Raw genomic sequence first — 11,426 nt, 5'->3', positions numbered from 1 at the left:
GGCGGCACCTACTTTCTTTGCTGCTGCAAAGAAAGTAGGCAAAGAAAGCAGCTTTTCAGGCCCGCGGTCACACGCACTTTGGGTAGTCCTCTCGTCCAAGGCGGCACTCGCCTAAAGAGTGCCCTCAAACACCTAAGCGGGCTTGGATCGCGCACGGTCTGACTTGCCATTACTTTGAGCGCGCTGGTTCAGCACCAAACAGTTTCGGCACAGCGCTGCGCGCTGCCGTCGGGTATGCGAGGGAAACCGAGGGTACGCGAGCGCGCTCGCGTACCGATTAACCCAACGGCCGCGAAGCGGGCTGGAGCTATTTGGTGCTGAACCAACGAGCCACGCGATGCTATATGACAGACCGTGCGCGAGCCAAGCCGGGTAATTGTGATGAGGGCACTCTTTAGGTGAGTGCCACGGTGGACGAGAGAACTACTCAACGTGCGTGTGACCGCGGGCCTGAAAAGCTGCTTTCTTTGCCTACTTTCTTTGCAGCAGCAAAGAAAGTAGGTGCCGCCCCGCACAGGGGCAACGCTAATAGACCACAAAGAAATCGGGATCCGGCGAACAAAAAAACAAACCAAAAAACCAAACCAAAAAACCAAACCAGAAACCTAACCCACAACAACCTCCACCCCCCGCGCCGCCAAGGCGCGCCGCACCCCCCCTTCAGGCGCTGCCTCGCAAACCAGAAACCTCACCGCCTCGAACCCGGCGATCCGAACGGGCGTAACCAGCCCGAACTTCGAATAATCGGCCACGACAATCGGACAGGCAGCACAAGAAATCATCCTCCCTCTCACCTCGGCGGCAAGCCGCGAATAATCCGTGAGATGGGCATCATCCGTAATGCCTCCCGCCCCGATAAAAGCAAAATCCGCGTGATACTGCGCAAGCTGCTGAATCGTATCCAGCCCAAAGGTCGCGTCTTCGAGATCGGCGATCTCTCCGCCCAGCAACGTCACGCGATTGCCATTGCGCCGCGCAAGCAACATCGCGATCCGCCAGTCGTTCGTATAAACAGTCAGCCGATGCCGCTCCGCCAGCGCCCGCGCCACCGCCTGCGTCGTGCTGCCCGAATCGATGATGAGCGACGCCCCGTCGCGCACGAACGCCGCCGCGCGCACACCGATCGCACGCTTCGCCGCCGCGTTCTCCGTCTCGCGCACATCGACATGCGGCTCGCGGCGGTCGATCGACAACGCGCCGCCATGCGTCGTCGTCACGAGGCCGCGCCCGGCCAGCATGTTGAGATCGCGCCGCACGGTCTCGCGCGACACCGACAACGCGCGCACGATATCCGCCACCGCGAGCGCGCCATGCTTTTCCAACTCGGCGAGAATGTACTGATGACGTTGTTCGGCAAGCATCGATCGATGAAGGTAAAGGAACCGAGGCGGCATGTGGAGTTTAGCGGCCTCATGTGGCATTTCTTTGGCAACGCGCGTTTCGTCAAGCCGACGCGCGCAATGCATTCTTTCCGCCACGTGCGCAATCCACACGCGCGCGTCGGCTAGACTTCGACGTTCCGCATGTGCTCTCGTCCAAGGCAAGCCGATGTACAAGAAAGGCGTGGTGATCGAAATCCAGTTCCCTCCCGACCGTCTGAACGACGCCGCCGGCGATCCCTTCTGGATCGATCTCACACTCGACGAAGCAAAGCGGCTGCACGCGCAACTGTCGCGGCGCTTCGAAGGCGATGCCCGCGCCAATCAGCCGCTCGACACCTTCACGATCGAATAAGAGTGCAGACTTAGACAAGACCGACGCGCGCAATCGGCCGATACTGCGGCATCTCTTTCGCCGCATGCCGTGAATGATTTCGACTCTCGCCGCACCCGTCTTCGTGTTTCTCTGGTCGACTGGCTTCATCGTCGCGCGGGCAATCACGCCTTACGTCGACCCGAATCTGTATCTGCTCGCGCGCTTCGGCGGCACGACGCTGCTCTTCATCGCCATCGCCGCGATCACGCGTGCGCCCTGGCCCCAACGCGGTGAAATCGGCCGGCACCTGTTCGCCGGCGCGCTGCTGCAGGGCGTCTACCTCGGCGCGGGCTACTGGGCCGTCGCGCAAGGGCTCGGCGCGGGCATCATGGCGCTGCTCGGCGCGCTGCAACCGCTGCTGACCGCCGCCGTCGCCACGCGGCTTTTCGGCGAACGGCTCACCCCGCGCGCGTGGATCGGGCTCGTGCTCGGCCTGGCGGGCGTCGCGCTCGTGCTCGCGCCGAAAATCGCGGCAGGCGGCACGCACGTCGATAACGCGTTTGCCGGTCACGCGCCGCAATGGCTCGTCGTGACGGTCGCGATATTCGCCGTCGTCGCGATCACCGCGGGCACGCTGTATCAAAAGACCTCGCTCGCCCGCGCCGATATCCGCAGCGCCAGTGCATTGCAAAACGCGGGCGCGGCGATCGTTGCCCTCGTGCTGGTCATGGCGCTCGGCGAGCATCGCTTCATCGCATCGGCGACGACGTGGCTTTCGCTCGCATGGGGCGTCCTCATGCTCTCGGGCGTCGCGACGACGCTGCTCGTGTGGATGGTCCGGCGCGGCGACGCATCGCGCGCGACCGCCCTGCTTTTTCTCGCGCCGCCGCTCGCCGCGCTCGAGAGCTATCTCGCGTTCGGGGAGACGCTCGGCGCGGTGCAGCTCGCGGGCTTCGGCGTGGCGCTCGCGGGCGTGCTGCTCGCGCGCACGAGATAAGGCTTCGGACGCGATTCAATCGACCGTATCCGCGCCCGCCGGAATGTGTGCGCGCACGGCCTTGCCCGGACCCGGCGACCACGCGGGCCGCGACTTCCTGCCCGTATCGACGACGACGAGATAGTGCCCCGCCCACGGCGTCGTGCTGCGCGTCGCCTTGAGTACCCACATCGACTGTCCATCGGACGCGCGTGCTTCATATTGCGCATCGAGGACGCCGTGATGATCGAAGAACGTATTGAGCGTCGATGGAATCCGCACGCAGCCCTTCGAATGCCGCATGCCGAGCAGCGGTTCGAGCTTTTCGGGATCGGTCGCGTGCATCTGGAAGCGCATCGGCGATTTGCCGCCCTTGCCCCAGCCACGCTCGCCATCGGCCCAGCCGAAATCGTAGATGCGCATGTCGCGCGCGCCGTAGCCCCGGATCTTGAACTCGTTCAGCGTGCCTTCGGCGCGGAAGTCCATGTTGCCCGGCACGTGCTGGAACACGCCGAGCGGCGTGACGAAGTGGTCGTAGGTGCCCGGGCGGCCCGTCGATACCGGCGATGCGCCGATCATCGACCACGCATCGCCCGGTTTCGCGCGAAAGTACACGAACACTGCCTGCACGTTCTCGCTGCGATCGACGAGCACGACGAACTCGTTGGCGAGATCGCCGTGACCGTCCTGCTCGAGCGTGCGTTGTAAAAGCCGGCCGTACGCCTGCTGATCCGCGACGGGCACCGTCAGGCGCCGATCGACTTCCTTCGCGAAGGTCTGCCGCATGGCATAGGCGCCGGCTGGCGGCGTGCCGGTGCGCTGCGCGATATTGGGTTCGGGCGGCTCCGGCGGCAAGGGCACTTCCGGCGCTTGCGCCTCGGACGCGGCACTTGCGGCACTCGCAGCGGACGCAGCCGATGCCGCGCTGGCAGCCGAAGCCGCCGGCGCCGCCAAAGCTTCCACCGCAGGCTGCAAAGGCATCGGCACAGGCATGGCGGGCAATGCGCGCTCGGGTGCGCTCGCGCCGTGCGGGATGCTCGCGCTCTGCGGCATCGGCGGCACGGGCGCGGCGGAAACAGCCGGCGCGACGGGCATCGCCGTCACGCGTTCCTGCGCGAAGGCCGCTGTGGTGATCGAAAAAAGCGCGAGCGCGGCCGCGCCCACGAGGTGTCTTGCGCCGATCGGCGTCTTGTTCGTCCTGCTCTTTCCTGCCTGATGCATCGATATGAATGATCCGCGTTGCCGACCGCTGAAGGCGCAGCAAGGTTCATTCCGCCTGGACGCGCAACGTCAATGCAGGCGAGTGGATGCGTCGGCGGAAGCGGATGCGCGGGCGCGCAGCGGCTCATCGTGAAAGCGCTGATGGCAAAGCTTTTGCGCGATCGCCTCGCCGATGTAAGGCACATCGGTCGCGAGCTTGACGGTCGCATAGGCGTCAGCGGTGCCCGCGCCGTGAACTTCGATATCGCTCGCGTAACCGCCGAGCTCCTCCTTCAGAAAGCGCCGCACGTCGCGCGCGGCGCAACGTTGAGGAAGGTTCCAGACGAGCAGATTCATCGCCCTTACCTCCTTGCGCGCACGGGCGCGGCTTGCCGGCGCTGCTTGACGATCATGCGGGCAGCGAGCGTGCCGACGACGAAAAGGGACACATAGGCGAGCATCATGGCGACTCCACGGCGAATTTTCGAGATAGCTCCATACTAATCCCGCAGACCCGGCGCGCGCTGCGACATTCCGTCTTTTTCAATAGATGTTCTAAATCGGACGGATGCGCAGGCCCAATCGTCGGACGCCTGAGTCAGAAGCCCGAGCAGGACATGCTGGAAAGATTCGGATAGCGATTCGACCAGTCGCCCGCCATCGCCGATTGCGCTTCTTTCAGCGTGATGTCGCCGGTGCAGACGCAGCGCTTCAGATAAACCGCGAGCCGTTCCTTGCGGCGCTGGCCTTCGCGCCCTTCCCAGCGGCGCAGATCGAGATTCGCGGGCGAGTTGGGCGAGCCGCCGAGCAGCACCGGCATGCGATGATCGAGCGCATATTCCGACGCGAACGACGCATCGATGCTGCGCTGCTTGAGCAGCCGCTCCTTCTGCCGCATCTGGGTTTCGAACGACGGCAGCACGCGGTCGACATAGCCCGGCATGCAGATCGTATCGACGATGGTCGCCTGCGTGACGCGCGCGTCGAGCCATTCGGCACGCTGCGCACGCGACGCGACCGGCGCGAAAGCGAGCATCGCGCAGCAGTACGCCAGCGCCGCGCGCGCGGCCGGCCGCGTCCGGCTCGTCCGGCCAGTGCCTGGGTTCGGTGCCTCGGTGAATCCGGTGTCCCTTCGAATCATGCCTCTTTGCGCCATCCATCGCGGCCGCGGACGCCGCTTGTTTTAGAGATGATCGGAGGTTCAATTAAAACACACGATAGGCACGCTGCACGCGAATGAGTCGCGCGCGGTTCCGGAACTGCATTACGCCGATGCGTCCGATGCTGGCGACGCGCACGCGGTGCGCCCGGCGAGCGCGGCATCGAGCGTCTCGCCGCCGCGACAAACTGCGCGAACGACGCCGCGATGCGCGCATCGTCCTCGCCGTTGCGGTCCTCGTCGACGGCAAGCTCGCAGTCATGTTGGAGCGCGACGCACGCGCGCATGAACGGCGCCGCGCCAACCACCGCCGCCGCGCCCTTCATGCGATGCGCGATGTCGCGCAGCAACGCGTGGTCGCTGTCGGCGAACGCGGCGCGCGCGTCGGCGAGATCGGCCGTATTGGCGGATGTCAGCGTGTCGACGAGCGCGCCCGCCTGATCGCCGAAGCCCGCGAGCAGCGCCGCGTCGAAGACCGGATCGCCGGAATCGTGCGGCAGCGATACGGCGGGCGATGTGGTCGATACGCGGCCGTCGCGCGTCGCGGCGAGCAGCGCTTCACGCAGTGCGTCGAGGCCGAGCGGCTTCACGAGGCACGCGGTCATGCCGGACTCGACCGCGCGCATCGCCGCTTCGGGCTGCGCATTCGCGGTCAGCCCGATGATCGGCACGGCGCGCGGTTTCGATACGTTCGATGCGTTCGATGCGTCCTTCGCTTCGTCGTCGCGGATCGTGCGCGCCAGTTCCTCGCCGCTCATTTCGGGCATCGAGCAGTCGGTCAGAATCACGTCGAACGCGTGCGGATCGGCGCGCCAGCGCGAAAGCGCCTGCCTGCCGTCGACGGCCAGCCGCGCGACGCCGCCGAGCAGCCGGATTTGTCCTTCGAGGACGATGCGGTTCGCCGGATGATCGTCCACGACGAGCACGCGCAAGCCCGCCAGCGATTTCGCCGGCAGTCCAGCATGAGCGGCCGGCACATCGACGGGGCCAGCGGCCACGTCCGCCTCGGGCAACGTCAGCCGTACCGTGAAACGCGTGCCTCGCCCGGGCTCGCTCGACAGTTCGATCACGCCGCCCATCATCGTGACGAGCCGCTTGCTGATCGTGAGGCCGAGGCCCGTGCCGCCCACGCTGCGCGCGCGGCCATCGTGCGTCTGCACGAACGGCGTGAAGAGCAGCGCCTGCTTCGCGGGCGCAATGCCGATGCCGGTATCCGACACGGCGAGCGTCACCGCGCGTTTGCCGTCGAGCGGCGGCGCGAGATCGTATTCGAGCGTGACCGCGCCGCGATCGGTGAACTTGATGGCGTTCGAAAGCAGATTGCCGACGATCTGCCGCAGCCGTTGGCCATCGGCGAGAATCCACGCGGGGCCGTCGCCCGATACGCGCTTCACGAGGAGCGCGATGCCCTTCGCGCGCGCGGCCGGCTCGTAGATTGCCGCGACGCCCGCGATCCACGCTTCGATTTCGAGCGGCGCCGGCGCGAGCACGAGGCGCTCGGCTTCGATTTTCGCGACATCGAGCAGATCGTCGATCATGCCGAGCAGGTCGCGCGCGGCCCGATGCGCGGTCGAGAGCGCGCGTTCGGTCGCGGCACGTTCGCCGGGCGCGCGCAACTCCATTTCGAGCAGGCCGAGCACGGCGTTCATCGGCGTGCGGATTTCGTGGCTCATCGTCGCAAGGAAGGTCGATTTCGCGCGATTGGCGGTCTCCGCTTCTTCCTTCGCGGCGCGCATGGCTTTCTCGGCGGCGATCCGGCGCACGATCTGCACGCGCAGCGTCAGCGCCCAGCCCGCGAGCACGAGCACGAGCGCAATGCCGAGCAGCGCGCCGAGTTCGACTTGCGGACGGCGGCGCTCCCACAGCATTTCCGGATGCTCCGACAGCTTCCAGCGCGCGCGAATGGTTTCGAGCTCGGGCGGCGGCAGGCTTGCGATCGCGCGATTCACGATGCCGAGCAGAACGGGCTCATTTGCCGCAACGATGAGTCCGTGCGGAATCGGCTTCGTCGACAGCACACCGCTGATCGTGAGCGTGTTGCGGAAGGGATTGCCCACGACGTAGTTGGCGACGGGGAGATCGATGACGGTCGCATCGGCGTCGCCGTTGGCCACGGCGCGAAGCGCACCGTCGAAAGGCCTCATCTCGACGATGCGTGCGCCCGGCGCCTCGGCCCGGATGAAACTGGCCAGCAGCGAATCGCTTGGAATCGCGACGCGCTTCCCGGCAAGCGCGGCGGCGTCGCGCAAGGACGGACGGCCCGTGGCGGTCACGATTGCAAGAATGGTCTCGCCCGTCGGCACGGTCGCCTCGCCGCCGGGCAGCGCCGCCTGCGCGCCGCGGCTGAATGGCACGATCGCCGACGCGCCACTTTTCAGATCGGCGGCGAGTTGCGCTACCGATGTGCGAGCCCGCGCTTCGAAGCGCAGTCCGGTCACGCGCGCAATCGCGTCGAGAACGTCGACCAGGCTGCCCGCCGCATTGCCGTGCTGATCGCGGAACGTGAGCGGAGCAGCCTGCGCGAGCATCGAGTAAGTCACGGCGGGGTGCGCGCTCATCCACGCGCGCTCCTCCGGCGATAGTTCGATGCGCTTCTCCAGCGTGATCGTCGACGCGCCGGGATTCCAGCGCGCATGCTCGATCAGGACGAACCCCGGACGCAAAGCGGCAAGCGCGTCGTCGACGCGTTCCCGCAGCGCCGGGCCGTTACGGCCGGCCGCGAACGCGAAGCGATAGCCGCCCTCGTCGGACGGCGCGAAGCCTGTGATCGTCAGGTTCGGCAGCTCGAAATGCGCGATCGTGTAGGCGGCGGCGGTCATGTCTCCGACGTAGGCATCCGCGTCGCCGAGCGCCACGGCGAGCAACGCGCCGAGCATGTCGGGATACGCGACCGGCGACATCGACGGATACGCGGCTTGCAAGCGCGCCGGCGAAGCTTGCGTGTCGACGTAAGCGAGCTGATGTGTCGGCGGTCGTTTTGCAAACGGCTCGACGAACACCTGTCGGATGGGGAGATAAGGACGGCTGTAGACGAGCGCCACGCTGCGATCCTCGCCGTCCGCGCCTGTCGCCATGTCGATCTCGCCGTGGACGAGTGCCGTAACCAGCGCGGCACGGTCGGGATAAAGACGCCATTGCACGTCGAGATCGAGTACTTCGGCAACGGCGTTGGCGTAGTCGACCGAGATGCCGCGAGGCGCGGCGGCACGCGGATACGCCATGTCGAGCGGCGGCGCGATGCCAGGCGCCGAACCTATGACGATCCGGCCTCGGGCCTGTGCCGCGCCCGCGCACAGCATCCACGTCAGGATAAGGAGAAAGACGGCTGCACGCGCCGCGCCGCCACGAAGTCTCGCGCGATGAAACAAGCCGCACCCCCGAAATGACTGGTGCGGCTAGTGTCTCAAAAAGCTCGGAACGCGTATATCGCCGTTACGGGCATCGTCGTGCCCGTCGTTGCGCGCCGCGAAACGCGTCAGGCGGGCACCGACTCCGCCTTCTGCGCGCGTGACCACACGCGATGCTTGCTCATCGCCTCGATGAAGCTCTTCAGCACCGTCTTGGCATCGCTGCCCACGGCAACGCCTTCCTCGCCGCTCGGCAGATGCGCGGCCGCGAGCACGTCCTCGCCGTCGCCGATCGCGCCGATCGCCTTCAGGTGCTTGAATGCTTCGAGCACGAAGTGACGCGCATCGCCGGATTCGGACAGCGTTTTCGCGCTGTCCTTGCCGCCCGCGACGATCACACCGTCGAACATGATGGACGGCATGCCGAGAATGGTGGCGTCCGCTTCGATGCCTTGCGCGGGCGAGCCGAGCGTCGGCGAGATGACTTTGGCGTGCGCGCCTTCGGCCTTCAGCGCGTCCTGCGCGGCCTTGATGCTCGCGGCATCGGCGCCGGGCGCGGCGAGAATCGCGACCTTGCGCGTCTTTACCGACGGCTTCGCCTTCGCGATGATCGACAGCGCCGGCGATTCCGTCACCGACGACTTGCCGAGCTCGTCGGCGTCCGCGTTTTTCTTGGGCGCGGGCAGGCCGAGATTTTCGGCGACGCGCGCGGCGAGCGTCTCGTCGATATTCGCGAGAATGCCGAGCTGGCGCTCGCGGATAGGCTTGCGCTCGACCTTCGACAATTCGAAAGAATACGCGCCGACGATGTGATCCTTTTCCGGATCGGTCATGCTGTTCCAGAAGAGCGTCGCCTGCGAGTAATGATCCTTGAACGACGGGCTGCGCACGCGAATCTTCGAACCTTCGACGCGCTCGGTGTAGCTCTCGAAACCGCCACCCGCCGCGGCCGGCGCGGTTTCTTTCGGCCATCCGCCGTCGATGGAATTCGGCTCGTAGGAAGCCTGACCCTTGTCGATCGTCTGGCGATGCATCGCGTCGCGCTGGCCGTTGTGCAGCGGCGCGAGCGGACGGTTGATCGGAATCTCGTGGAAGTTCGGGCCGCCGAGACGGCTGATCTGCGTGTCGGTGTACGAGAAGAGGCGGCCTTGCAGCAGCGGATCGTTCGTGAAGTCGAGGCCCGGCACGATATGACCCGGGCAGAACGCGACCTGCTCGGTTTCGGCGAAGAAGTTATCGGGATTGCGATTCAGCGTGAGCTTGCCGATCATCTTCAGCGGCACGAGTTCTTCGGGGATGATCTTGGTCGGATCGAGCAGATCGAAGTCGAACTTGTGCTCGTCTTCCTCTTCGACGATCTGCACGCCGAGTTCCCACTCGGGGTAATCGCCGTTGTCGATTGCTTCCCACAAATCCCGCCGATGGAAGTCGGAGTCCTTGCCTGCGAGCTTTTGCGCTTCGTCCCACAGCAGCGATGCAGAGCCGATCGTCGGGCGCCAGTGGAATTTCACGAAGCGGCCTTTGCCTTGCGCGTTGACGAAGCGGAAGGTATGGATGCCGAAACCTTCCATCGTGCGCAGGCTGCGCGGAATGGCGCGATCGGACATGGTCCAGAGCACCATGTGCGCCGATTCGGGCACGAGCGAGACGAAGTCCCAGAAGGTATCGTGCGCGGATGCGCCTTGCGGCATTTCGTTGTGCGGTTCGGGTTTGACCGCGTGAACGAAGTCGGGGAACTTGATTGCGTCCTGGATGAAGAACACGGGCATGTTATTGCCGACGAGGTCGAAGTTGCCTTCTTCCGTGTAGAACTTGACGGCGAAACCGCGCACGTCGCGCACGGTGTCGGCCGAGCCGCGCGAGCCTTGCACGGTCGAGAAGCGCACGTAGACGGGCGTTTCCTTCGACGGGTCTTGCAGGAACGCGGCCTTGGTGAGTTCGGCCTGCGATTCGTAGACCTTGAAGACGCCATGCGCAGCGGAACCGCGAGCATGGACGATCCGTTCTGGAATGCGCTCGTGATCGAAGTGCGTGATTTTTTCACGCATGATGAAGTCTTCGAGCAGCGACGGACCGCGCTCGCCGGCGCGCAGGGTGTTCTGGTTATCGGCGATTTTTACGCCCTGATTCGTGGTCAGGGCTTGATTCGTGGCGTCGGCGCGGAAGGTTTCGAGGGCTTCGACTTTCTGGTTCGTGTTGATGTGCGACGGGCTCGGGGCGACGCCGGTCGCCGGCGGCTGCTTCTTTGTTGCCATGTTGTGCGGACTCCGGGGTGGGGATTTTGTTTTTGCTCGTCGCAAGGGGCGTTCCTGGTTTTTGTTTTTTTCGCGGATCCCGGTTTTGTGTCGGTCTATTAGCAATGCCTTTGTTGGCAAAGAACGCAGCTTTTCAGGCCCGCGGTCATACGCACGTTGGGGAGTTCTCTCCTCGTCCGTGGCTCGCGCCTAGAGAATGCCCTCGTAGGCGCCGGATCCCGATTTGTTATTGGTCTATTAGCGTTGCCCCTGTGCGGGGCGGCACCTACTTTCTTTGCTGCTGCAAAGAAAGTAGGCAAAGAAAGCAGCTTTTCAGGCCCGCGGTCACACGCACGTTGAGTAGTCCTCTCGTCCACCGTGGCACTCGCCTAAAGAGTGCCCTCATCACAATCACCGGGCTTGGCTCGCGCACGGTCTGCCATATTGCATCGCGTGGCTCGTTGGTTCAGCACCAAATAGCTCCAGCCCGCTTCGCGGCCGATGGGTTAATCGGAACGCGAGCGCGCTCGCGTCCCATCGGTTTCCCTCGCATACTCGCCGGCAGCGCGCAGCGCTGTGCCGAAACTGTTTGGTGCTGAACCAGCGCGCTCAAAGTAATGGCAAGTCAGACCGTGCGCGATCCAAGCCCGCTTAGGTGTTTGAGGGCACTCTTTAGGCGAGTGCCGCCGTGGACGAGAGGACTACCCAAACTGCGTATGACCGCGGGCCTGAAAAGCTGCTTTCTTTGCCTACTTTCTTTGCAGCAGCAAAGAAAGTAGGTGCCGCCCCGCACAGGGGCAACGCTAACAGACCAA

The 11,426-nt window shown here is 65.0% G+C and carries 8 protein-coding genes; 2 read left to right on the top strand and 6 right to left on the bottom strand.

Features of this window, described 5'->3' with window-relative positions; all coding sequences use genetic code 11:
• Positions 1-605 precede the first annotated feature (605 nt).
• Positions 606-1,361 (bottom strand): DeoR/GlpR family DNA-binding transcription regulator, encoded by a 756-nt coding sequence (locus AWB77_RS33865; RefSeq protein ID WP_061138819.1) that lies wholly within the window; start codon positions 1,359-1,361, stop codon positions 606-608.
• Positions 1,362-1,548: 187 nt separating this feature from the next.
• On the opposite strand from AWB77_RS33865, the gene AWB77_RS33860 reads away from it, so the two are divergent.
• Both AWB77_RS33860 and AWB77_RS33855 read left to right on the top strand, forming a co-directional pair.
• Complete coding sequence (locus tag AWB77_RS33860) at positions 1,549-1,734, top strand: hypothetical protein (protein ID WP_061138818.1); 186 nt, start codon at positions 1,549-1,551, stop codon at positions 1,732-1,734.
• 73 nt (positions 1,735-1,807) lie between these two features.
• Complete coding sequence (locus tag AWB77_RS33855) at positions 1,808-2,692, top strand: DMT family transporter (RefSeq protein WP_061138817.1); 885 nt, start codon at positions 1,808-1,810, stop codon at positions 2,690-2,692.
• Positions 2,693-2,707: 15 nt separating this feature from the next.
• Here the strand turns inward: AWB77_RS33855 and AWB77_RS33850 are convergent, their stop codons facing one another.
• The 5 genes from AWB77_RS33850 to katE all read right to left on the bottom strand — a co-directional run bounded on the left by AWB77_RS33850 (position 2,708) and on the right by katE (position 10,677).
• Positions 2,708-3,892: a L,D-transpeptidase gene (locus AWB77_RS33850; RefSeq protein WP_061138816.1), complete on the bottom strand. Its 1,185-nt coding sequence runs from the start codon at positions 3,890-3,892 to the stop codon at positions 2,708-2,710.
• 69 nt (positions 3,893-3,961) lie between these two features.
• Positions 3,962-4,228 (bottom strand): hypothetical protein, encoded by a 267-nt coding sequence (locus tag AWB77_RS33845; RefSeq protein ID WP_061138815.1) that lies wholly within the window; start codon positions 4,226-4,228, stop codon positions 3,962-3,964.
• A 241-nt stretch (positions 4,229-4,469) separates the two neighbouring features.
• Positions 4,470-5,012 (bottom strand): hypothetical protein, encoded by a 543-nt coding sequence (locus AWB77_RS33840; RefSeq protein ID WP_061138820.1) that lies wholly within the window; start codon positions 5,010-5,012, stop codon positions 4,470-4,472.
• Positions 5,009-8,251 carry an ATP-binding protein gene (locus AWB77_RS33835; protein WP_244158742.1) on the bottom strand — a complete coding sequence of 1,081 codons (3,243 nt, stop codon included), beginning with the start codon at positions 8,249-8,251 and terminating at the stop codon, positions 5,009-5,011. The genes AWB77_RS33840 and AWB77_RS33835 overlap by 4 nt, the downstream gene beginning before the upstream one ends.
• Positions 8,252-8,505: 254 nt before the next feature.
• Entirely contained in the window at positions 8,506-10,677 is a 2,172-nt protein-coding gene (gene katE / locus AWB77_RS33830; protein WP_279616205.1) for a catalase HPII, read from the bottom strand.
• Positions 10,678-11,426 lie beyond the last annotated feature (749 nt).

It is taken from the genome of Caballeronia fortuita, assembly GCF_001544835.2.
In the GTDB taxonomy this organism is placed as follows: Bacteria; Pseudomonadota; Gammaproteobacteria; order Burkholderiales; family Burkholderiaceae; genus Caballeronia; species Caballeronia fortuita.
Note: the sequence above shows the minus strand (reverse complement) of the source record. Positions and strands in the feature narration are given on the sequence as shown.

Bases quoted from the DNA above. Each gene is read 5' to 3' on its own strand.
- AWB77_RS33865 (WP_061138819.1), bottom strand. From the start codon at position 1,361: ATGCTTGCCGAACAACGTCATCAGTACATTCTCGCCGAGTTGGAAAAG.
- AWB77_RS33860 (WP_061138818.1), top strand. From the start codon at position 1,549: ATGTACAAGAAAGGCGTGGTGATCGAAATCCAGTTCCCTCCCGACCGT.
- AWB77_RS33855 (WP_061138817.1), top strand. From the start codon at position 1,808: ATGATTTCGACTCTCGCCGCACCCGTCTTCGTGTTTCTCTGGTCGACT.
- AWB77_RS33850 (WP_061138816.1), bottom strand. From the start codon at position 3,892: ATGCATCAGGCAGGAAAGAGCAGGACGAACAAGACGCCGATCGGCGCA.
- AWB77_RS33845 (WP_061138815.1), bottom strand. From the start codon at position 4,228: ATGAATCTGCTCGTCTGGAACCTTCCTCAACGTTGCGCCGCGCGCGAC.
- AWB77_RS33840 (WP_061138820.1), bottom strand. From the start codon at position 5,012: ATGATTCGAAGGGACACCGGATTCACCGAGGCACCGAACCCAGGCACT.
- AWB77_RS33835 (WP_244158742.1), bottom strand. From the start codon at position 8,251: ATGGCGTATCCGCGTGCCGCCGCGCCTCGCGGCATCTCGGTCGACTAC.